This is a genomic window from Paenibacillus sp. RU5M (genome assembly GCF_900221055.1).
Taxonomy (GTDB): Bacteria; Bacillota; Bacilli; order Paenibacillales; family Paenibacillaceae; genus Paenibacillus; species Paenibacillus marchantiae.
Genome location: NZ_OBQM01000005.1, coordinates 176427 through 200865 on the forward strand (window position 1 = coordinate 176427; position 24439 = coordinate 200865).

The 24439-nt window shown below is 48.0% G+C and carries 20 protein-coding genes; 3 read left to right on the forward strand and 17 right to left on the reverse strand.

Annotated elements, in window-relative coordinates; genetic code table 11:
* Positions 1-2: 2 nt before the first annotated feature.
* From CRO25_RS16910 to CRO25_RS16965, 12 genes are all read right to left on the reverse strand, one after another.
* A complete protein-coding gene (locus tag CRO25_RS16910) occupies positions 3-878 on the reverse strand; it encodes an ABC transporter permease (protein ID WP_063568004.1) in 876 nt (291 codons plus the stop codon).
* A gap of 51 nt (positions 879-929) precedes the next feature.
* The gene (locus CRO25_RS16915) at positions 930-1940 is read right to left on the reverse strand and encodes an ABC transporter permease (protein WP_170867904.1); all 1011 of its coding nucleotides are present in this window, start codon (positions 1938-1940) and stop codon (positions 930-932) included.
* Between the two features lie 263 nt (positions 1941-2203).
* Complete coding sequence (locus CRO25_RS16920) at positions 2204-3784, reverse strand: PucR family transcriptional regulator (RefSeq protein WP_079695782.1); 1581 nt, start codon at positions 3782-3784, stop codon at positions 2204-2206.
* Between the two features lie 394 nt (positions 3785-4178).
* Positions 4179-4811 carry an aspartate/glutamate racemase family protein gene (locus CRO25_RS16925; protein ID WP_079695783.1) on the reverse strand — a complete coding sequence of 211 codons (633 nt, stop codon included), beginning with the start codon at positions 4809-4811 and terminating at the stop codon, positions 4179-4181.
* A 228-nt stretch (positions 4812-5039) separates the two neighbouring features.
* Positions 5040-5990, reverse strand: a complete 951-nt coding sequence (locus tag CRO25_RS16930; protein WP_063567989.1) for an aminopeptidase — start codon at positions 5988-5990, stop codon at positions 5040-5042.
* 19 nt (positions 5991-6009) lie between these two features.
* Complete coding sequence (locus CRO25_RS16935; RefSeq protein ID WP_064642548.1) at positions 6010-6681, reverse strand: AroM family protein; 672 nt, start codon at positions 6679-6681, stop codon at positions 6010-6012.
* Between the two features lie 96 nt (positions 6682-6777).
* Positions 6778-7728, reverse strand: coding sequence for a DUF1177 domain-containing protein (locus CRO25_RS16940; protein WP_072734897.1), 951 nt, complete (start codon positions 7726-7728; stop codon positions 6778-6780).
* Positions 7729-7968: 240 nt separating this feature from the next.
* On the reverse strand, positions 7969-9975 hold the full coding sequence (locus tag CRO25_RS16945; RefSeq protein ID WP_079695784.1) for an alpha/beta fold hydrolase: 2007 nt from the start codon (positions 9973-9975) through the stop codon (positions 7969-7971).
* A gap of 77 nt (positions 9976-10052) precedes the next feature.
* A complete protein-coding gene (locus CRO25_RS16950) occupies positions 10053-10673 on the reverse strand; it encodes a TetR/AcrR family transcriptional regulator (protein ID WP_072734898.1) in 621 nt (206 codons plus the stop codon).
* Between the two features lie 405 nt (positions 10674-11078).
* A complete protein-coding gene (locus CRO25_RS16955) occupies positions 11079-12377 on the reverse strand; it encodes an ABC transporter substrate-binding protein (protein ID WP_063567993.1) in 1299 nt (432 codons plus the stop codon).
* A 389-nt stretch (positions 12378-12766) separates the two neighbouring features.
* A complete protein-coding gene (locus CRO25_RS16960; protein ID WP_053779743.1) occupies positions 12767-13603 on the reverse strand; it encodes a carbohydrate ABC transporter permease in 837 nt (278 codons plus the stop codon).
* Complete coding sequence (locus tag CRO25_RS16965) at positions 13604-14485, reverse strand: carbohydrate ABC transporter permease (protein WP_079695785.1); 882 nt, start codon at positions 14483-14485, stop codon at positions 13604-13606.
* 143 nt (positions 14486-14628) lie between these two features.
* Here CRO25_RS16965 and CRO25_RS16970 point away from each other — a divergent pair, with 143 nt between their 5' ends.
* Entirely contained in the window at positions 14629-16455 is a 1827-nt protein-coding gene (locus tag CRO25_RS16970) for a sensor histidine kinase (protein WP_079695786.1), read from the forward strand.
* 5 nt (positions 16456-16460) lie between these two features.
* Positions 16461-18092: a response regulator gene (locus CRO25_RS16975; protein WP_079695787.1), complete on the forward strand. Its 1632-nt coding sequence runs from the start codon at positions 16461-16463 to the stop codon at positions 18090-18092.
* A gap of 163 nt (positions 18093-18255) precedes the next feature.
* Here CRO25_RS16975 and CRO25_RS16980 read toward each other — a convergent pair whose 3' ends face one another.
* Positions 18256-19203 carry an arsenic resistance protein gene (locus tag CRO25_RS16980; RefSeq protein ID WP_079695918.1) on the reverse strand — a complete coding sequence of 316 codons (948 nt, stop codon included), beginning with the start codon at positions 19201-19203 and terminating at the stop codon, positions 18256-18258.
* Positions 19204-19435: 232 nt separating this feature from the next.
* Between CRO25_RS16980 and CRO25_RS16985 the strand changes: the two genes are divergently transcribed.
* Entirely contained in the window at positions 19436-20194 is a 759-nt protein-coding gene (locus CRO25_RS16985) for a tryptophan-rich sensory protein (protein ID WP_063567998.1), read from the forward strand.
* A 100-nt stretch (positions 20195-20294) separates the two neighbouring features.
* On the opposite strand, the gene CRO25_RS16990 is transcribed toward CRO25_RS16985, so the two are convergent.
* The 4 genes from CRO25_RS16990 to CRO25_RS17005 form a co-directional block, all read right to left on the reverse strand.
* Entirely contained in the window at positions 20295-20669 is a 375-nt protein-coding gene (locus CRO25_RS16990) for a RidA family protein (RefSeq protein WP_063567999.1), read from the reverse strand.
* Positions 20670-20817: 148 nt separating this feature from the next.
* Positions 20818-21498 carry an oxidoreductase gene (locus CRO25_RS16995; RefSeq protein WP_256338029.1) on the reverse strand — a complete coding sequence of 227 codons (681 nt, stop codon included), beginning with the start codon at positions 21496-21498 and terminating at the stop codon, positions 20818-20820.
* 20 nt (positions 21499-21518) lie between these two features.
* Positions 21519-22676: an MFS transporter gene (locus tag CRO25_RS17000; protein WP_256863676.1), complete on the reverse strand. Its 1158-nt coding sequence runs from the start codon at positions 22674-22676 to the stop codon at positions 21519-21521.
* 208 nt (positions 22677-22884) lie between these two features.
* A complete protein-coding gene (locus tag CRO25_RS17005) occupies positions 22885-24300 on the reverse strand; it encodes a HAMP domain-containing sensor histidine kinase (RefSeq protein ID WP_079695790.1) in 1416 nt (471 codons plus the stop codon).
* Positions 24301-24439 lie beyond the last annotated feature (139 nt).

Below are 24439 nucleotides of genomic sequence, written 5' to 3' on the forward strand. Positions count from 1 at the left end.
CCCTATTTTCCCGAACGCAACCTTGGGTCCAGTACATCACGGAAACCATCTCCGAGCAGGTTAAAGCCAAGAATGGATGTGGCTATAGCCAGTCCAGGGAATGTCACGAGCCACCATTGTCCAGAAATGATATACTCCCGACCTTCAGAGATCATGGCCCCCCATTCGGCTGTAGGCGGTTTGACACCAAGACCGAGAAAGCTCAAACTGGATGCCGTCAGGATGGCAAAGCCCATACCAAGCGTGGCTTGTACCAACAGCGGTGCCAAAGCATTCGGCAAAATATGGCGAAACAGAATCACTCTGTCTCTGACACCAATGGCTCTGCTGGCCTCAACGTACTCCTTTTCGCGCAGGGATACGGTCTGCCCATACATCAATCTGGCAAATTCGGGAATACCTACAATCCCTACAGCAATCATGGCACTCGTCAGTCCGTTGCCGATGGAAGCCGCAATTGCCATGGAGAGTACCAGCGAGGGAAATGCAAGCAACACATCCATCACCCGCATGATGATATTGCCAGTACGTCCGCCGTAGTAAGCAGCAATTCCGCCTAGCGGAACCCCGATGACAAACGAGATGCTGACGGCAATCAAGCCTGTCCAGATGCTGATTCTGGCGCCATACAGAACACGACTCAGAATGTCACGACCATAGTTATCCGTACCAAACCAGTGACCACCTGATGGGGATTCCAGCTTCACAGCCGTATTCGTCACGTACGGATCATAAGGGGCAATCCAGGGGGCAATAGCTGCGATGACAGTCCACATGACTATAAAGGCTAGACCAATAGCAGCGAGCCGATTGCGGAGCAACAATCTCAGAAAGGTTTTGGGTTTGGGAACAACCGCTGGTGCAGGTTTGGTTCCCATGGAAGTCGGTGCGGCAGTACTCACAGCGGTACTCCTCCTTTCGCGGCGACCCTATTCATAACGGATTCGTGGATCAATCAATCCATAGACCAGATCCACCGCCAGATTTATAAAGCTGAACAGAATGGCACTTACCAGTGTGAATGCCTGAATTGGTGCATAGTCGGCAGCCAGAATCGAATCTGTAACATAACCGCCGACACCGGGCCAGGAAAAGATAGTTTCCGTGATAACCGCACCACCGAGTAATCCGCCAAACTGCAGGCCAAGAACGGTCAACGTGGGAATCAAGGCATTGATCAGGGAGTGTTTGCCAACGACCGCGGTTTCGCTCAAGCCCTTGGCTCGTGCGGTACGTACATAATCCTGTCCGATGACTTCCAGCATGCTGGACCTGGTCATACGCGCCACAATCGCCATTGTCCCTGTGCTCAGGCATATGGCCGGAAGCAGCAAATGAGCAAGACTGCTTTTGAGTGCAACCATATCTCCGGTCATAAGACTGTCTACCACGTACAATCCGGTGATATGCGTCGGTGGGTTGAGGTCTCCGCTGATGCGTCCCATTGGAGCTGGAGCCCAGCCGAGGATGGAATAGAAGATGTAAATAAACAGCAGTCCCAGCCAGAAAATCGGTACACATGCTCCAATCAGTGAGAACACCCTGGAGATGTGGTCGATAAAGGACTCTTTTCGGGTTGCAGCGATAATGCCTACCGGAATCGCAACACAGATGGCTATAATCACACTGGCTAATGTCAGCTCAATGGTTGCCGGAAAGCGGGTAGCGAAATCACTCAGTACCGTATGACCGGTATGGTAGGCGAATCCCAGATTCCCTTGAAGCAACTGTCCCACGTAACTAAAAAACTGTACAAATAATGGCTTGTCCAATCCCATGTCCATTCGGATTTTGGCAATGACATCATCCGTGGCCTGTTCGCCAGCCATGACAATGGCGGGATCTCCCGGAAGAACACGGGACAGGATGAAGGTAATCACCACAATGCCGATCAGCGCCGGAATCATCTGCAGCAGCCTTCGGAGCGTGTAAGCAAACAATCAATCAACCCCTTTAACTCTGATGTCTCACTTGCTGTTTTACGGTTCTCTGTGGACGGCCCAGTCTTGAAAACTTGTCTGATTATCCGTCTCTTCTTTGTAATTGTGCTTATTTTACCTAGAATCCGAGCGTCGAACTACGTCCCTTTTAGCTAAAAAAAAGCACAACCGTTTGTCGATTGTGCACTAATGTCTCCTATTTATGTCATGTTAAATTACGCCCTAAGACATATTTCGCTATTTTTCGACCTATATCTACCATATCATCCTTTGTTGATTTTGCTGTAGAAGAGAGTATCCGATTGGCGGACCTGCACCTCTTGTTTATCCTGCTTCATGTAGTAATACACAAGACACAGATGACAGACAAATTGTTCACGCGGATGATTCAGGTCGAAGCCCGTAATATCCCGTATTCGCTCCAGTCGGTATTTCACGGAATTCCGGTGAATATAGAGGCGATTTGCTGTCTCGATCAAGCTGCCCCGGCTCTCCAGATAATAAAAAAACGTACGCAGCAAATCCCCACTGTGTTCATCATCATAAGCACGCAATTTCCCCAGTTTCCGCTCAAACAATGCCGCAAAACCTGGTTCATTCGCCGTTTCGCTCAACAAATGATATACCTCCACATCCTCAAACCGGGTTGTACGCCCACCCGACAAGCGGGAGGATACCAGCAGTGCATTTCTGGCCTCGCCATAGCTTTGATGCATATTCCAAAGTGGAACCTGGGTGCCTACGCCTGTCCTGAATTGTCCAAGCTTGTTAGCCGGATCTTCGAGCCATAGCCCAATCGTATCAGACCAGGATTGAACGTCATCCTTCCATGTCGTATCCCGGGACTCCGGTGTTGGCAAGAAGAGCACTGCCCTGTTGGTCCGAAACTCAATATGAGGCGCTACCCTCCGTTTTCTGGCCTCCTGACCAAGCAATTCGGTCAATAGGTCTTCATCCGGAGCAGTCTCCCCTTCCATCACAGCTACTTCCCATAAATGCTCCGGATTCATGCCAAGCTTGCGGCCTCTTGATTCGGCTTCATGTGGCAACAGCAGAGGCGGTGTCAGCAGTTCGTCAATGAAATTGCCTCGAAGACGTAATTCGGTATCTTCCGCCACCTTGTTTCTCATCAATTCCAGGGATAATACTAATCTGGCTTGCTCAATGCCGACTTGTTCCATTTCATCCAGGGAGTCCTTGTCCACCAGCAGTCGGGCAACCTTCCGCCGATCCAGATTTATCTCCCATACGAGTGGGTCCACCGCTTCTTTCCAGTCATAATCCGGCGGTGAAGACACAATCATCTGACCAGCATTGTCGATAACACCCACAGGTGCCTGAAGCAGCTCGGCGACATTGTCCCCCACCGCCTGAATTCCGCTGTTTTCAAGTACCATTGTCATCAGTGTCCGATATACTTCCTCTGACCTACGGAGAAGTGCGGCCTGTCGATCCAGTACCAATTCCATAACAGGTTGCGTAATATCCATGTAGGGTATCTCCGGAGGAATTTCAATGATGGGCAGACCACAGTCATTACTGGCTGCAACGGCTTCTTTCGGGATTTCTTTGAGAAAACGCGCAGGCTTGATGGCCAAAGCAGCCGCCCCTGCTTCATTAAGCGTATAGATTAGTTCTCCGAGCAAGCCGGGATTATCACGAATCGAATAGGCTGTCGTCAGCATAAGCATGCCTTCTCGCAACCATCCTTGCAGATCCGGCACCTCCATAATATCCACGAACCGTACAACCCGATCCAATCCTTGGTGCCCACTAATGACTTTGGCCTTGCTGAGTATAGGAATATTCAACAGTTCTTTTAGTGTTATACCTGTCGTTTTCAAGCCTATCGACCACCCTGAGCCAGATTTGCAAATCATTTTTGCATACTGTATCTAATTTTTTTGGATAGTTTACCAGACTATCTAATCAAAAAAAACGGGAATTTCTGTGATATACGTATGATATATATTGATTCTATAAATTACAGCAATAATAATACGTTGTTAGTAGAAGTTGATGGCATGGAAAATAAATTCATTACTTTATCGCTTCACATCAGAAAACAGAAAAAATTATGCCCATGATCCTAGCACACTGCGCCATGCTATTCCAAGAGCCCCGATAACCTTATCCAACACAAATAACGCCGATGCAGTTATCCACACTGCATCGGCGTCAAAATCAAATCAACCCAAATATAAAATCATTCAATACCCACACTCGGCATTCCATAGATCAGATATTCAACGCAGACACGGCTGCTCCCAATGAATAGATCGGGTCAAGCGCCCGGATATGCAGTCCTTTTTCCAATTCCACGGCGAAACCCATCGTTGCAAAACCAGTACACGCAAGAACGATGGACTCAGCACCCTTCGCCTTGAGTCTTCTGGCAGCTTCCATAGCCGCGATTCGCCCCTGAGGCGTGTTGAGATCCAGCGTGGTTACCACACCTTCAGGACGATCCATCCCGATATAAGCATCACCTAGTATTCCTCGGATCAGCAGGGGCACTTCCTCTAGGATGGTCAATACACCAACACGCGCCGCTGATGTGAGCGCAAGATGTGCAGCACATGAGCCAGCACCATAGACGGGGATGTGAACTGCGGCACGCATTTCTGCAAGAGCCGGATCGGCTGCACAACTGATACCGATAGAGGTACAGCCTTCCTGTGCCAGTTTTCGTGCCAGATCCACAATTTTGGGAATCGATTCAAGCTCTGTGGCCTGATCATATACCCCCAGCGGTTGATCGGGAATGCAGCGACTCCGAACCTGAATGCCATAACGTCCTTCAATCAATGCCCCGTGTCTGTGGATATCTTCTTCATGATGAAGTGTAATCACTCTGATAAGACCCAACATCGGCATTCCTCCCCAGGCTGTGGATATCTTGTGTATATGTTACCCACAAACTGTTGATAGTTACCCCCAATTATGTGGATATCTCTTTATATATTGTGAATATGTTGTGTATTTGTCGCTAAATCTACCGCGTAATTTACGCATTGGTCCCCACTGTGGATATGTTGTGCATACGCTCTCATACCCTTTTTTTGATCCACAAGGTTATCCCTTGAATATTCTGCTCTATTATTGATCGAGCAGCTCTCCCTGACGCATAATCAACACATCATCAATGTACACATCCGGCTTCTGCACAACGGCATCAATGTGAACACCTGCTGCGACTGTGCCACCGAAGGTATTGTTACTTCCAAAAGCAACATGAATCGTACCGTAGACTTTCTCGTCCTCCAAGACAACACCTGTAATTCGAGCCTTGTCATTGGTGCCAATGCCGAACTCGCCAAGAATTCGACCATCACCTTCGCCCAGCATGGATAACAGCTTGTCTCCTTCAGCGCCAGTTGCCGTAACAAGGCGGCCCTCTCTAACCGTCAATAGAACAGGTTCACCGATCGCACCTATTCCTGCAATTGAGCCATCCACCAGGATTTCACCTTCTCCAATACCTTCAACGGGGGCGATGTAAGCTTCACCGGAAGGCAAATTGCCGGACTCACCTGGATTGAGGTACATACCTGTGCTTGGCACGCCGTTACGTCCCTGAATGGAGAATGACAGCTGGTGTCCATCTTTCTCGATACGGACATTTCTCCCTGCACTCAGCATGGCAGTGACCTTATCTGTCAAAGCCTTCACTTTGGGATATTCTGCGGTAATGGCACCGTTCATGAACATATCATCCGTCATGCCCGGCATCGTAGCTACCCTAGTTCCCGCAGCTGCCGCCTGTTTACGCGCCTGCGTATGGGTTAGTGAATAACGGGTTACGCATACCGCGACATCTGCACGCTTCATCGCTTCGGCAATCGGCGCAGGCGGCTCTTCACCGGATTTGCTCCGTTCCTTCATCACCATAAGCACCGCATCTGCTCCCAATGCCTTGCCTGCCTCATATATGGATTCGGCCAGTTCTCTCTTGGCATCATCCGCTACGACAGCCAGTGTCTCACCACTGCGAAGTCCAAGGCATTCCACCAAAACATTTTTACTGACGTCAATTCGTTGCTGGTTCATTTGTTCGTCTCCTCCTGTGTCAGACCATTTCCGCTACTAGTTTACCCATTAGAGCATTCGACAAAATGACCGGGATTCCTGCGCTGGCATTGGCAACCCATTGACGGTGGCGCTCATCATACCCCATGCAATCCAGTAAAATGAGTTCAACACGCCCCTTTAATGATTCCGTCGCCTGCCGAAACTCATCCTCACCGGATGTATAGGGAGAAGCAGCTGCAAACGCAGGCTGGACCAGGGAGGAAAACTTCAAATCAAGCTGTCCCGCTTGCTCTGCCAAAGGTCCAATAAGCCCCAGACGGCGGCCATCGGCCATGGCCTGTACGGCTGGAGGAATAATACGATCAGGCTCAATAAGGTGCACTTTAGCTGAACGCAGACCCGGAAAGGAACCTGTGCACAGCAGCAGAATATTGGAGACACCCATGGCTTCGAATTCACGAATCTTTTGATTCAGCATCGGTCTGATTTTTTCACGGGATACGATAGCTGCACTGCCATCCTGCAGACGGGAAGTCAACACATATTCACCCGATTCCGGGGCCAGCGCAGCGATCTGAGTTGCCGACAGTCCGTCCAGCACCCCGACCTGAAGGAGTTCCGCCCGCCCCTCCAGGTACTTTTCTAAGACAGGCGCAACATCGGTTCGTGGAGCTTGTCCAATCGTAATCATGCCTAGCTGCTTGGTCATGTTATAGCCTCCTACATATCAGATCGGCTGTAGAAGCCACGTATGTCCACAGCATTATTTTTAACTGCCGCTTCAACCGTGACCTTCTCGACTAAACTATGCAGACGGAGCTGCCTGGATTCCTGGTGTCTGAAGTACTTTCATTGATCCATACAGACGAGTAATCAGGTTATATTCCTCCACATTGTAGAAAGAACAGGTGCCATTCGTGAATTCCTTGGCTGTCTCCACGACCAAACGAACTGCGCTTGCAATGTCAACCTCATGGCTCGCTCCTGTGCCGCATCCCGGAACTGCGGATTGAGCGGTTACGGCTACGCCTACAACAGGTGCATGTGTAGCCACAGCTGGCTGTAAAATGGAATTGATATGGTATAAGTCATTGCCATATGGCGTAATATCCTGCGTCGTAATCGGGAAGGTCACAGGCAGCTGCCCTGTGGTCATCTCCATAATTCGGAGCAAATCATCGCTCACCCGTAAAATATATCCCTCTTTCACCGTGGGCGAAATGGCGATGCCTTTATGGTTAATCACCCGGTTTCCTTTGGTTGTATCAATGGACAAAATAGCTTCCATCTCTGGCAGAACCTCATGTTCGTTCATCTGCAAAATGTCGACCGGAGAGTCCATAAAATCCACCGGTTCATGCGGAAGAGTCGGGGCATCCGGACAGATATGCGTAGTCACAATGACATCACCTTTGAGCGAATCACCCTTGGTCTGCATATCGGCGAGTTTCAGTCCTGCTGCGACAGCAGCGACGGCGCCATCTGCATCCGAAACGAGTCCAATGCGTGTTGGACGGGCGCCGATTCCACCCAGTCGTCCGACAATCCCCATGGTCGGGGCCTGCCCTCCTGACAACTTGCCGTTTGTACCAGGGATGATGATTTTAACAAAATCCGTACTTCCCTTTTCACCTTGTACGGTCAGCACTTCAACGGAAACTTGTGGATATTGAACAAATAGTTGCTTTACACTTTCACCATTTACATAAGCGCTGTCCAGCGCGTCCAGTGCCAATAACGTTTTTTGAAGTGGCATCGTACACATCCTCCTCTTAGCTGTTGATCTTGAAATCAAGTCTATCGCAGTTCAGAAGAGGGTCACAATGTACTGCCTTGCCAAAATGAGCATCGTTTTATTGTGCGACAAGTATAAATGGCAGTGAAAATAACGTTTTCATTCCGTTTATCTAACTGTATGTGTAATATAATTTAACATTTTATTATCGAGTGACCTAAATATTTTGTAATTTCGGGAACGCAAACTTCGTTTCTTTGCTTACCATCTCTTCATTTGCCATTTCACAAGCAGTGAAGCTGTTTCTTCCACATGAAACAGGGGAAAGTGATGCCCATAGGGAAGTTCCACACGTTGAACAGATGAATGGATATTTTCGGGGCGCGAGTATCCCTTATCGTTTGTCCCCCAAACCATAATTGTGCGCTGCGCATCTGCACTTGTCTGTGACACTTTATCATTTGGATGGGACTGTATCCAGTGGAGCAAATCAGCATTCGCTCCTGCGATGCGGGGAGACTTCATACCAGAAGAAGATCTCCTCGCATAACCTTCCAGCACGGTTGGATTGATCCCCGCAGCCTCTGCTCTTTTTAACTGCCCAGCCAATTGCTGTGGAGACATCCGAGATAACAGTCCTTGCAGCATTCTTCTCGGGAGTCTTGATATTAGGCGCTGCATACCATCTTTCGAGGCTCCCCATACGGGCTGCAGCATGGCAAGCTGGATATTTTCACGTCCACTCTCCTGCATCACCGCCGCGGCTATGGCTGCCCCAACAGAATGTCCTACCAGTTTGACCGGACCTTGTATCTCATCCAGCACACTTCGCACCCCTTCGACCTGCCCTTTGAAGGCCGTCCCTCTTACCTTGTTCCGATGAACCGGAGAACGCCCAAATCCGGCAAGATCGACAAGCCATATCGGGTTTCCCGTCATACTCCATAACGCATCTCCCAGCGGGATCATATCGTCAGCACTGCTCATCAAACCATGAACAATCACCCAAGGCTCCCCCTTGCCCTCATGGACCAGCACCGCAAGACTTCCCTTACGTGTTCGAGTCCAACCCTGAGGCAAATCCTCCTGTGCAGGATAGCTGAAACGATAATCCAAATCAGCTGTTACGTAAGGTAATAACTCACTAACTTCAGGCAATTTTAGTCCCATTCGCTGAAACAACCGCTCCGTTTGCTGCACTTCAAACTCCTGTTTGGTAATAAACGCGATTGATTCGGGCGGTATTCCGCTAATCTTTGTGCCACCAGCCTTCATCGCTGCATGGATCATGGGCAGGGGTACTGACCATCGAGGTGCAGATACATCCAACTCCGCCGCTAGTAACCGAATCATTTCCTTCATATCCGGACTGTCCGCTTTTCTGGACAACAGGGGATATGTGCCGCCGGATGGATTGCTGTCCTGAGTCAGGAAAACAAGGGTCTGTGCAACCACGTCATTGGATACGAGGGGCAGCCAGTGCTGTAGACCACCGGGAATCACCGGCATTCTACGCCTTCTCATCGCCTGTATCATCATGCCAATTCCGCCCGTTTGTTCGGTTGCTCCAGTGGGATATGGACCCACGATTGTACTCGGGTTTACAACAGATAAGACATACGAATGTTGTTCTGCATGCTGTCGAATATAACGATCGGCTTCGAATTTCATATGTTCATAAGCACTTTCCGAATGGAAGGCTTTGCTAATCAATGACTTCTGCCCGCTCGACTTATCCCCAACATCTTCATTCGTTGAAGATATGGGCGGAGAATCCTTCCTTCCATAGGGACTCATAAAACCAACCACGTGGATAAAGTGCCTCAATCCGTGTGTACGCTGGATTTCTTCGGCCAGTTCGGCCATGCCTCTTGCTCCATTCATAAAAATCTGTTCTGCCACCTTCGGTGGCAATGTGACATCCATCGTCCCACCTGCATGAATTATGATATTGGCCTGATGAGCACGCTCACGATCAGCTTTGGTCAGACCGAGGCCTGGAGCTGACAAATCCCCCTGAATATACGTTATTCGGCTGAAATCCGTTACTCCATATGCATTCAGAACCATCCTCGCTTTGGATTCAGAGCGTACAAGCAGTAATAACTGCGCTTCACTGTCTCCAAGTTGTTTCATTGCCTCCTTGCCTATAAATCCGGTACTGCCCGTCATCAAAATAGTCGTTGATTCAGTCGCCATGTTGTTCATAGCTGGATTGAGGTCAGTCTTACGTTCTGCATTTGATAATGATGAATTATGTATACTCATTTCTAATCTCTCTCCCTTTTATCCCTATTTATTTTAGTACTATATAGTACTAGTAATATTTAAAAAAAGAGCTTCGTTTACCGAAGCATCTGACAAAATGTACGTGCTGATTGTTCAATAATCCCTATATCACGCGCAGTCTCCGCGAGTACAAGTGAACCCTCGAATGCAGCGATAAATAATGCAGCCGCGGGTCCAGGCTCAATCCCTTTACGAAATTCGCCACGATCCACCCCTTGCTGCAACAGCTTTTCCATCATCGGCTGCAGCTCACGGAAGAAACGGGCTATACTTTCTTTCACTTCGGGTGCGCTGGCTGGTGTCTGCATATACAATGTAATAAACGGACAACTTCCTTTATAATCCCGCCCTTCCATGCCTGCGGACAGTAACGCCATGAACGAATAGATCCGTTCTGTAACCTCTCGTTCACGCTGACTGAGCAGCAGGTAGAGCTCCGATTCATACTGGGCAATCCAGTACTGCACCACGGCCTGGAGCAATTCCTCCTTGTTTTTGAAATGGTAATAGATATTCGATTTGGATACCCCGCTTGCCCGCACGACCTCATCCATGCTGACATAGCTGTATCCCTGACGCAAAAATAACTGAGCAGCTACTTCGACTGCCTTGGTCCGATTAACCGGATTGGAACTTTTGGATTTCACAGAACCCGAGATCGATTTTTGATTTGTCATAAATAGAACTATATAGTACTAATTAAACAAACGCAAGTTATATAGTTAACAAAAAGTGATCTTTGCCCCAAATTTCTCGGACTTGTCCACATTTAGAGCATTGTACACACAGGGTATCCACATATAGTATTAACTCTGTGTTAAATAGGCTTGAGCCTCTATATATGATGAGGTTATCCACATTTCAGGAGCATTATCTCATGCTATTCTTCCGATCTGCGCTAGCGGAGTCCCACAACTAAAAAATAGGTCAACCAGAATAAAATTCTGATTGACCTATTTGAGTTGGCTACTCATCCAAATTATGTGCGAATGGCTCCATTAGCCTGTGGATACTAGTATGTGGATAACCATTCAAGCTTGGAACAGCACTATTTACTTATACGGAGGGTTAATCTGGATTAGTTATTTTTTCAGACTATCCCAGTTTTGCTGCAATGCATCAAGCAGAGCTTTTTTGTCCGATTTACCTGCCACATAAGCCTGAATCGTACTACCGAATTCTTGCGGAACGCCTTCAGGGAAACGGTTAAAGTTCCAGCTTAATGTTTTGTTTTCCTGGCTGTACTTCATGATATCGGTTGCGAGGTCACCCAGATCCTCTTCAGATGCCTGAATGGAACTGAAAGCCGGGATAAACTTGAATTCTTTGGTCATATACTGTTTCCCGATGTCAGATGTCACGAGCCATTCCAGAAACTCTTTCGCTTCCGGTTTCACTTGCGAATTCTTGTTCACAACCCAGTAGTTCGGTACACCAACAAACAATTTGTCGTTCGGTTCATTCGTAATTGGCATCGGCAGAATGCCGAGATTCAGATTAGGATCAATGCCATCAATTTGTACCTGTGTCCAGTTCCCTTGCTGCATCATCGCTGCTTCTCCAGTGGCAAACAGGGTTACCTGTGTGTTGTAGTCGGTTGTCAGCGGGTTTTTGTTGCTGTATTTCAGCGTCAAGTCGAGCAAGTTCATCCAGTCCGTGAACACCTGATTGCCAGGGATTTTCTCCGTACCTTCGTTAAGACCTTGAATAAATTTCACCGGATCTGCCTGATTCGCAAATGCCACGTTTACGTTATGATTGCCGAGTACCCACCATTCCTGATATCCATTGGAGAACGGGGTAATTCCTGCGGCTTGAAGTTTCTGTGCAGCCTGATCCAATTGTTCCAGTGTCGTTGGAATTTCAGTGATACCTGCTTTTTGGAAGAGATCTTTGTTATAAATGAAGCCATAGCCTTCCAATGCCAGCGGCTGTCCATACAGTTTGCCGTCTTTGGTCATTGGCTCTTTGGCAACATCAAGCACATCTTTTACCCATGCTTCACCTGACAGATCTTCCAGGTATTCGAGCCATGTGTCCAGTTCACGATAACCACCAACGTTAAAGATGTCCGGTTGTTCGCCAGCAGCGAACTTGGCTTTCAATGCAGCGCCGTAGTCACTGCCGCCACCCACGGTCTGAATGTCCAACTTGATGCCTGGATGAGAGGATTCATACTCCGCTTTGAGACGGTTAAGCGCTTCCGCAATTTCGACTTTGAATTGAAAGATTTTTATGGTTTTGTCTCCTGCAGCAGCCTCTCCGCCACCTTGGCCGTCTGTTTTGACAGGACTTCCACTCTTATCTCCGTTGCCACAACCCGCAAGCATTACAGAAAAAGCAATCAGCATAAGCAACGTCAACTTGGTCATTCTTTTCATACATACACTCTCCCTATAGTAGTTTCAGTATAACAGCTTCGTTGCATTTTTTAGCCACCAGGATGCAGGGGGCGATTGATTTACAACCGTTCCCGAATCGGTGCTTCCCCTTTGCATGCCTCAATTATTCACCTCATAAGATGCGGTGAGTTCGTTAAAACTTTGACCATCTTTTTATCATTTCCCCTCAGGAGTCAGGCCCATGCTTAGCGGGCATGACTCCCTTGCACACCTCCGTGCCAGGTCGGAGCGGAGGGATCATGATGCGCTGGAGGAGCGGAGCGTTCGCCTTTGATACTCGGTGGCTTCTTTACCTGAATTCATTCAGGCCACCGAGGAGCAACAGCGACCGTAAGCGCACATGATCACGGAGCGGTCCGCCCTCGCACTTACCCTTTAACGGATCCAGCAGTAATCCCCTGAATGATGTATTTCTGCATCAGCAGGAAGAAGATGATAATTGGCATGATACCAAGCACCAGTGCAGGCAGGGCAAGATCCCATTGCTTCGTATATTGTCCGAAGAGCGCAAAGGTCGCAATCGGAATTGTACGCAAATTGGAGCTTTGCAGAATCAGGGATGGCAGCAGATAGTCATTCCAGATCCAGAGTGTATTCAGGATGATGACAGTTACATACATCGGCTTCATCAGCGGGAATACAATCCGGAAGAACACGCCGTAGGCGGAGCTTCCATCCACCCGAGCTGCCTCTTCAATTTCGAGCGGAACCGATTTGACGAATCCGTGGAACAGGAAGATGGACATCGGTGCGCCAAAACCGAGATAACAGATGATGAGTCCGAAGAGGCTGTCGATCAGTCCAAGATTACTGGTTACGGTAACGAGTGGAATCATGATAGACTGAAACGGAATCACCATGGCGGCAATGAACATACCGAACAAAATCCGGTTGAAGCGTGTATCGCTGCGTACCATTCGGTAGGCCGCCATGGAGCTGATCAACACCAGCAGCAGATTGCTGACTACAGTGACGATGAGCGAGTTCATCAGCGCTGATGGGAACTTGATTTTCTCCCAGGCGTTCGCATAGTTGCCCCATTGGAATACCTCTGGCCATGCTGCCGAATTGGTAAGCAGGTCACCGAATGTTTTGACCGAATTGACAAACAGGAAGTAAAACGGAACCAGGAACAATAATCCAATGAGCACCATAACAATCTCGGTTACAATGGTACTGAAGCGGTAATTTTTTGACGTTTCCATTTATGCCTCCACCTCCTTGCTCTTCGTCACACGCACCTGAATCATGGTGATAATGGCAACGATTACGAAGAACACAAGTGCTTTGGCTGTACCGATGCCGTACCGATTATTCACAAAAGCCTCATTGTAAATATTCAGAGCTACCGATTCTGTTGATCCAAACGGTCCGCCTTTGGTCAGCGACAGATTGAGATCGAACATTTTGAATGACCAGGAGATTGCAAGGAACAGACAGATTGTGACTCCCGGCATAATGAGCGGGAAAATAATGCTGCGCAGTACCTGCCAGCGGCTGGCACCATCAATTTCGGCAGCTTCCAGCAGATCAGGTGATACGTTGGTCAAGGACGAGATGTAGATGACCATCAGATACCCTGCGGTCTGCCAGACAAATACAATGACGATACCCCAGAAGGCCGTTGGCTCGTCTCCCAACCAAGGGAGGTTGAAGAAGGACCAACCTGTTACGTCGCCTACTGCTGAAAACCCTTTCACAAATATGAACTGCCAGATAAAGCCGAGCAACAATCCACCGATCACGTTAGGCATAAAAAAGATCGTGCGCAGAAAGTTTCTCGTCTTGAGCGGCTTGGTCAGGAAATACGCCAGGAAAAAACCGATAACATTGGTCAAAATTACACCAACCATGGTGAAGCGCACCGTAAACCAAAACGCAGATAGAAACTTGGGATCATTCGCAAAAATTTGCTTGAAATTGTCGAATCCTACCCAATGAATGTTCGCCGACACCCCGTTCCAGTCGGTAAAGGAATATACCATGCCAAGCAGGAAAGGGACCACGATAATGAGAATAAAAAAGACGATGGAGGGACCCACGAACACAAGCTGCTGTAACAGCTGTGAAGATTTGCGATGCTTCATATCGTTCTCCCCTTCTATAGATGGATGAAATTGGTCTCTTGTTCTATTAAACCCCATTCTCGCACAGGGAAACACCGACCCTGGTGAACAGTTGGGTGTAAAATATTGTCCTTTCTTAACCTGCAACCAGAAGGGGTGTCACGATGTCAAAATACTACAGCATTCGCACCAAACTAATCGCTTTTATGCTCATCGCCACAACGATCCCGCTGCTGGCATCCATCAGCATGACGTTTATCCAGACTAAGACCGCCCTGCGTGAGCAGGCCGTCGCGGAGAACAAACGCCTAATCTTTCAGGCGTCCACCAATCTCAACAATTACGTGGATAACGTGGCAAGAGCTTCGCTTGCTGTGTACAACGATCCGAATTTCCTGCGAAATCTGGCGAAAATCCCCGGCGACTATCGCGCAGTTGCCGAGGTATACACCACTCTGCAGACGATACGTTCGGCTGTGCCCGATGTATTCCAGCTGTATCTGCACTCCTTTGCTGCCAATCAATCGACATTAATTGCGAATCCTTTCCCGAAGCGGGAAGAGCGCAAACAGGCCTACTCCGACTCGCTTCATGGAAAATCGAACGATAAAAGCCCGGATATCTGGGTCGAATCGGCTCACCTTAGTCATTCTTACGGCTTCAAGGCAGCGTCAGCGGATGATCCTCCAAGAAAAGTGATTACCCTTCACCGTGTGATCAAGGATGTACCTTCGACAGAACGATTGGGTGTGCTCGCCATCGATTTGAACATGGATACCATTGCCGAAATCTGCAGCAGACTGTATGATCCGACAAAGGAACAGATCTATGTCATCGACAATAAGAACCAGATCATTTTCGAAGGAAAGTCGGAAGTAAGCGGAACGGATGCATTACGGCAGGAAGCAGCGACTGAGCTGAATTCAGCACGTTCCGGTGAAGGGACAGTACAGACCGCTTCAGGGCATTTTGAACAAGATCATTCAATGTATGTGTATCAGCAATTAGGAAGCCAATTTGCAGACTGGACCATTGTAAAACAGATTCCGAATGAAACGCTGTACGCGAGTGCCACCACTCTAACGTGGAATAATGCCATGATCGCTATTGCTGCGCTGTTATTGGTCATTGTGGCAACCTTGTTCATCTCGATCCGGATCACCGGACCGCTCAAGCAATTAATGCGTTATATGAACCAGATTCAGGCAGGACGCCTGCATGTGGATATCCGTTTAACGAGTGGGGACGAGATCGGTGTGCTGGCCCGTCATTTCCGGGATATGATGGATACGGTGAACAACTTGATTTTGCGGGAATATCGCCTTGAAATTGCGAATAAAACGAATCAGCTTAAAGCGCTGCAAGCCCAGATTCATCCCCATTTTCTGTATAATACGTTGCAATCCATCGGTACACTTGCGCTTCAACAGCAAGGACAACGGGTGTATGTGCTGCTATCTTCCCTATCCAAAATGCTGCGCTACAGCATGCGTGACCAGACCCGGGTCACTTTGAACGAAGAAGCCGAACATGCACGGCTCTATCTGGAACTACAAAAAGAGCGGTTCGGTGACCGCCTGGAGGTTGAACTGGATTTTGCCGAAGATACCTTGCGCGCAGAAATGCCGAGGATGACCTTGCAGCCTTTAATTGAGAATTACTTTAAGCATGGAGCGGATGTTCAGCCTGGCAAAGGCAGGATACGCATATCCAGTCAGCGAACGCCTGACGATTGGATTCAGATTCGGCTGGAAAATAACGGACCGTGCATTCCGGAAGACAAGTTGTCCGAAATTCAGCGTTGGTTGCATCCGGCATCCATATCTTCCGATTCCTCTCAGGAACCGGACGAGACCGAGTCGATTGGATTGCGTAACGTAATGCGCAGACTCCAACTAAACTCACCTCCGGGATACAATGCCACGCTTACGATCGGCAATCTGGAACCGAATGGCGTAGAGATCATAGTCAAAATATACGCGGGAGAGTGAACAACATGAAAGCCTTGATTGTCGATGATGAAAAACACGTCCGCGATGCGATTAAGCTGCTTGGTCAATGGGAAGCCGCAGGAATTGATACCTTATATGAAGCGGCAGATGGTCACGAAGCGGTCGCTGCCATTACGGCTCATCAACCGCAAATTGTACTCAGCGATATGCGAATGCCTGGCAAGGATGGTATGGCTCTGCTCGAATGGATATCTGTTCATGCCCCGCACAGCAAAGTACTGGTCATCAGCGGATATGATGATTTTGAACTGGTCAGGCATGCAATTCGCTATGGAGGTACGGACTACCTGCTCAAACCAGTCGAAGCAGACGAACTGAATTCATCCTTATTTAGAGCAGTCGACGCCTGGAAAGAAGACGATGCTGTTCGTGTGCAGTCCACAAGACAATCCATGGTGGTCAATCAGATGCGTCCGCATTATCATGACAGACTGCTCACAGAGCTTGTCGTTGGACGCGGAAGCAATAACACCCAATTCCAGCGGCTGCGGGATGAATTAAATCTGCCCAAGCAGATCGACAGTTGCAGTGTGGCAGTCACCAGCCTTTCCCATCTCGATGCTCAATGCTTGGCAAAATATCGTAGTCAGCCTGATTTGCTCGTATTCTCCGTGCTGAATATCTGTGCGGAGATGTTATCCCCGCCTGCTGAAGGTGTCGTGTTCCGCCAGCTTGATCAGCCGGATGAAGTCGTTCTCCTATACTGGGGTCAATGCTCGACACTTCAAACCATTCTCGAAAAAGTGAACGATGGTGTGGAGCAGACCATTCAACGCCGTCTTCATTTTGGTATATCCAGCTGTGAGTTTTATCCTACGGGGACCTCGGGAGCCTATCAGGAAGCTAGTTTGCGGTTGTGGCGACGCAATGCCTTGCAAACGAAGCAGTGTATTCACGATGCAATGGAGTCCTCCAACGGAAACAAAGGGCTGCGGTTATCTACCTTTGAGGAGTCCTTACGGCTGGCATCTATGAGCGGGCGCGCTTCCAGCGTGTCCAATGCCGTTGCAGAATGGATTGATCCCATTACCCGGCTCGATGTCGTAACAGCGGAGCAGGTACAGCAATGGATGGATGAAATGGAATGGATGATTGGCCGTTGGCTCGACGATGCCGCAGGCGCCCCACCGAAGGAGGAAGATGAAGCGATAGAGGAACAATCCATTCCATTCGCCGAGTTGCCTTTGGACCGTGACGGACTGTTATCGCTGCCCTTGCTCCGCTCCCTGCTGGAACAGCGGTTGCTCGCAGCCGGAAAAGCCCTCACTGCACATCATCATGCAACACCGGACCCAATGAGTGAGATTGCACGTTATATGGATGCTCATTATCAAGAGGACCTGTCTCTGCAGCAGATTGCTGCACGGTTCTACCTGAGTCGCGAATATATATCTCGCAAATTCAAACAGCAGTTCGGATTGAACTGGTCGGAGTATTTGGGCAAACTGCGAATCAATAACGCCAAGCTTCTATTGCAGAACCCTTCACTACGAATTGCAAAAATCTCGGAGATGGTCGGCTATCAGGACGAGAAGTATTTCAGTAAAGTGTTCAAAAAAATGGAGGGCATCACACCGGGGGAGTACCGCAAAACGTTATCTGACGGAAATGCTTAATTGAGCCGCCGGATCTGTGGAAATTCTTCTAATAGAATGCTCGATTCGTTAAACGATAAAAGGGGCATCCCGTCATGTTCATGACTCAGGGAATTGCCCCTTTCCTTTTTACATATATGGATGCATCTTAATGGATACACCCTGATCTTCTTTTCTAAAGGAATCAGCGATCCCGCAGTATGACAGCAGGAACAATACGAATATAGATTAACTCTCCCGCAAGCTCGACGATCGTCTGGGTTACTATCACTGCGGCAGCAATTGTGGCCCACTCTTGCGGTAATGCAAGTGCCAATGGCAGAACGACAAGTGAATTTCGGGTCCCTGCACTGAAAATAACGGCCCTGCCTGCGCCTGTATTCAATCGAAATAGAGCCACTACGATTCGTGATATGAAGGGCATAGCAACTAGAAAAATAATATAAATGGGCAGAACATCCACAATTACAGCAAAATCATTGTAGACCTTCCCGATCTGCGATGCGACAACCACAATCAAGGCCAGAGCCATCATGGGTACAGGCAGCCAAGCGGTTGCGTTCATCACCCGTTCTCCTCCGGCTTTGCCTTTGGTCACAACTTGCGTAAGAATAGCCAACAGCAACGGAATAACGATCAGGAACAGAAAAGCCTCCACGAAAGGCCCCACCTGCATGACCTGTGCCGCTTCCTTCCCTATGAACAGCCACAAATATACTGGTAATAAGACCATTTGTATAACAAACAGGATTGGCGTTGCAGCAAGCATCAATTTCTCATTGCCCCGACCCAGCTGTGTAAAAACAATGACGTAATCAATACACGGGGTTAACAGTACCAGGTAAACGCCGATTAGCACGGCCGGAGGTTGCGGAAACGCCAGAGTTAACAACCACACGACCACAGGCACTACGATAAAATTAGCCACCAGCAAAGCTCCAATAAATCGCAGGTTGGATAAGGATTCTTTAAGCTGTAAAAAAGGTATCTGTGCAAACATGCTATATAGCAAAATGGCAAGCACAGGTGAAACCGTATAATGCAGCGCTGACCCCCATTCAGGGGTGCCCAGCCCAATCGCTGCTCCCACGAACAGGGCAACGACATAAAACCACGTTTGTTGCTTCTCCATCGTTTCTCTCGTAAACAACCTTCTTCCTCCTTCAAAGTGAACATATTTCTACTTCAACCAGCGTACATTGAGACGTAGCACAGCGAATAAGAGCGCGGCAAACCGCAGGGTATCCAGACAACGATCCTGTGAATTTTTTGCGGCTTCTTATTAGAATGCGAAAGAACTGGGTATATTCATTGTAGACTGACCCGTGGTTCATTCATTTTTGTAAAACCAAGGAGGAAACACAATGTCACGTAACAATCCGTACAAGTGGTTAAACGCGATTGGATTCATCGCTGTTATCGTAGTAAATTATCTTTCCAACGCGCTGCCTATCGGAGGTAGAACCAACAAGGAAGTATCGGATATGTACCCTGTATTGCTCACCCCTTCGGGCTATGCTTTCTCCATATGGGGACTGATCTATCTGCTGCTCGCTGGCTTTGTCATCTATCAGTTCGTTCCCTCTTCTTGGAAAAGGGACTCCATTACCCGCCTCGGTTACTGGTTTCTAGCAAGCTGTGCCTTTAATGTAGCGTGGATCTTTGCTTTTCAAAATCTCAAAATCGGTCTCGCCTTAGTCGTCATCGTTCTGCTTCTGTTGTCCCTGATCATGCTATATGTAAAAACGCGTGCAATCACCCTCCCCACAACTGCCGAAATCTGGCTCGTGAAGCTGCCGTTCAGCATATATCTTGGATGGGTTAGCGTGGCAACCATTATCAATGCGGCTGTATTATTATATAAAATCGGCTGGGATGGCTTCGGACTCAGTGAACCTACCTGGACCATCATCATGTTAATTGTAGGCCTTGTGCTGGCTGTACTGGTGAGCTTCCCTTACCGGGATAGCGTATACCCACTTGTCTTTACTTGGGCATACATTGCCATCGCACTCAAACAAAAAGACGTTACCTCCGTATATTATACGGCAATTATCATTGCGATCGTACTAGCCATTTATGCGGTATGGCTATTCTTCGCCCGTAACCAGGATCGGGATTAATCCGGATCTGTTCATATAAATTCAAAAAGCCGATTTCGGTCATCTGACCAGAAATCGGCTTTTTATGTAACTTTCCTTGCTTTGCAAATATCAGTCTCCCCTATTTGAGGGCAATGACCTCAATCTCCACAAGAGCATCCTTCGGCAGACGAGCAACTTCAACTGCGCTGCGTGCCGGATAAGGCTGTTCGAAGAACGTGCTGTACACTTCGTTTACCGGAACAAAATCATTCATGTCTTTCAGGAAAACAGTCGTTTTCACAACTTTGTCCATACTTGTGCCTGCTGCTTCAAGAATGGCCTTCACGTTGCTCAGGGACAAACGAGTCTGCTCCTGTACATCGGCTCCGAATTCTCCTGTTTGCGGGTTCAGGCCAAGCTGACCGGAAGTATAGATGAAACCGCCTGCTTCAACAGCCTGGCTGTATGGACCAATGGCACCTGGCGCCTGATCGGTAGAGATTGGTTTTTTCATGGATGAGTTCTCCTTCATGTTCGCTGTCCTGCCACCGCGAGGAGACAAGCCTCGAACTCATTTTTGAAGCTTATTATACCACGATCCTACCCAGGCAAGAAACGTCTACCCTTAGCTCTCATTCCATTATCGGATAACCATGAATATCTCAGGACTCATCCAAACCAAGCACATGAATAACATCATTGGAATACACGTGGTTTCCATTGGTTTGAACAAGCGCAATGTTCATCATGGCCCGAGCTATGGTTGAAGCCTGGATTGCCCGATATTTATCCACTCTGCCTTTCATCCAGCGATCCAGAAACGTCATGGCATGAGCTGCCAACTGCTCACCCAACCGTTTTTCTTTACGATCTCCAAGAATTAACGACGGACGGAATATATGCAGTGAACGGAAACCGATATCCGTTAATGCCTCTTCCATCTCTCCCTTGGTCCGACTATAAAACACACGTGACCCGGCATCGGCTCCCATGGAAGAGATGACGAGCATCTGGGATACACCATGTTCCTTGGCCAGTTTGGCGGCTTTTACGGGGTAGTGAAAATCCACTTGGCGGAAGTTTTCCTGACTGCCGGCTTTTTTAATCGTTGTACCCAAGCAACAGTACAAGTCATCAACATCGCGAAATAGATCTTTCTGCTCTTCAAGTTGTTCCCAATCCACGACATGCTGCTCCAGCTTTGGATGTTCCATTTCAAGCGGTCGTCTGACCAATACACGAATCCGGCCATAAGCCGGATTCTGAAGCAAGCTGCGTACCAGTAGTCCACCCACAAGCCCGGTGGCTCCAATCACAAGAGCTTGCCGTTCGTGATTTTCCAAGTACATCCCTCCACATATCTCTATTTCAGAAGCACACGACGTCCAAGCGTAAACGTAAGAACCAGCATCGCTGCACCAACACCCACTTGGAAGCCATAGGTGGAAACCCAATTCATCGCGTCCGGCCAGGTTTCCATTCTCTCATACAGCCAGCCACCAATCAGCGGTCCAAGAAACGAGGTCACTCCGGTCATAGCCGAATACACGGCGACAAACATCGGTCTTTCGCTTTTGGGTGTATCTCCGATTGTGAAGTTGAAAGCAAGCTGGTTAAATCCACCCACACCAATACCGAGAAAAATATGAGACAAAAAAAGCGCTATCAAAACAGGCATAAACGACATCAATCCCCATGACAGACAGGAGAGTGCGATGATCGGTAATGTCCAAAATAATAAGGTTTTATTGCTGAATCTCGCGTTCAGATTGCCCCAGATATAGAATCCGGCCATCATAACGAGCGTCTGCACCACGGTGATTATAGATACCGTCTGATAATTAATGTTAAGCAGGTCAAGCATCACGTAGGAAAATAGCGGAACGATCAACGTCTGGATCAGTAACCAGGCCGCGAGGAACATTGCAGCCCTCAAAAAGGAAGGATCCTGAAACGGCTTCTTGAACATGCCCCAAAAGACCTTTTCAGTTGAACGTTCAAACGGCACATCTGGATAAAAGCAATAAATAACTGTATTGGCTATGGCGCAAATCCACACCGGAATGAACAGGATTAAGAAACCCATCTCCCCGGGGAAACGGTCCAAAACGATGCCTCCAGCAAATAAGCATACGCTTCCAAGTGCGTTCAGAATCGTGTTTCGAATTCCGAAATAACGCCCTCTCACCTTGGCAGGAACGATATCTCCAATCAATGAGGTCCAGATCATACCGCCAATCGTATTGGCTATGAATGCAACCGTATACACACCAATATAAATGCCTATCCACCACTCCTTGGGAAACAGGAACGGGATGAGGCCCGTCGAACTCCACAGGATGCGATGCAAACCTACAAACAATATAAGCATGCGTTTGCGGCTGCGAATGCGCTGCATCCAGTAAGCCGCTCCAATCTGGGCGATATTGACAAACGTCGTAATGGCGAGCACAAAGCCAATATGTCTTGACCCGGCCCCAAGGTACAGCAGAAATCCGGTTAAAAATGGGCCTCCCAGCAACGTCTGCAAAATAATTGCCGGTACACCCTCCCATGTTGCAATGGATAAATTCGTGCGTTGTGTCGAACCCTTGCGCCGTGGTTTGCCTGCAAACGGAGGAGGGTTAACGTTGACCGTCTTCTGTATGGGGATACACTCCTTAGACCGGGTTTCAAGAGCCGGTCGATGCTAGTTGTCACCCCAAATTCTACTCACAGCGTGATGGTTGTCAACTCATTTTTTCACGGTTCAACGGGAGATAGAGATAGAAGGTACTTCCCTTGCCCTCAGCGCTTTTAAGTTCGATCGATCCGTCCAGTAATCTTGCCAAATCCCGACTGATTGACAGGCCGAGTCCTGTTCCCCCAAATTTGCGGCTTATAGACCCGTCAGCCTGTTGAAATGCTTCAAAAATGGATTGATGTTTGTCTTCAGCAATGCCAATTCCCGTATCTTGTACCGAGAAAACAATCCATTGACTTAGAACGCCTGACTTTTTCATTTGCTTGGTACTCACGGTCAGTGTGACCTTCCCCTGATGTGTAAACTTGATGGCGTTGGACATGAGATTACGCAAAATCTGCTGGACTCGTTGGGGATCAGACCAGAGGGTTTCTGGTAGTCCTGGCTTCTTGTCCAGTTGCAGCTGGACTCCCTTTTTCTCGGCAACCAACTGGAAGTGATTCATGGCATCTTCCGTGAGTTGGGCAACACTGATATCCTCCAAGACGATATCCAGTCTGCCCGCTTCCACTTTGGACAGATCGAGAATGTCATTGATTAACGTTAGCAACTCCTGACCAGAATGCTCAATCATTGTGGCAAAACGTACGACATCCTCCTGCTCCAGCGTATCACCGTTCTCGCTGATCATCTGGGCAAAGTTAATGACACTGTTCAACGGTGTTCGCAGTTCATGCGACATATTCGCCAAAAATTCCGATTTGTACTGCGAAGTAATCATCAACTGCTTGGCACGGTCTTCCAGCACGATTTGAGCTTTCTGCAATTCTTCCTTTTGCACAGACAATAAACGATTTGTGCTCTGGATGAGCAAAATCCGATTCTGTTCATTCTGGAAATCTCGTAAAATAAAAGCAAAAATAAGACTAAGTAAAATACCAACAGGAAGGGTATACGGCATAATATGTGAGAAAAAATATGTAGCCGGGATAACGCCGACGATAGCTATGTTCACACTATTGACCACATTTACAATCAATATGACGATGACACCTTTAACAATTAGCCTGTAGTCACTGCGTCTCATCCATATATTCAACCCTGCACACAGCACACCCAAGATTGACATGTTGATCAGTGCAGCCACCGTAGCATCATTGATACCGAAAGTTAACCGGGTCAGTCCAATCCCAACACCCACGATAATCACGCTATAGGGTTGTCTATACGTCAAAACGGCAACAATTAAAGGAACAAAACGAAGATCGAAGACAACTTCATCATTAAGCTGAAATCCAAATACCGTGCTGATCCAGCCTGCAAAAATAAGTACAAACAACGAACATATCTGTTTTACTCGTGATGAAGCTCGTATTACGACGTATTTATAGAACACACTAGCAAGGTAAGCAATGGTAATGAGCATCCCCATGTTTAATACGAACATTTTTGAAAATTGCATTCACTCACTCCTGTTGTCGTGTATTCATTGACAGAAAACCTTTAGTCCGTATACATCTCTATCATATCATGCCCATTCAACCTTCGACATTCCTTCGTCGTCAAAAAAATGCACAAAAATACACAAATCAGGATTCAAT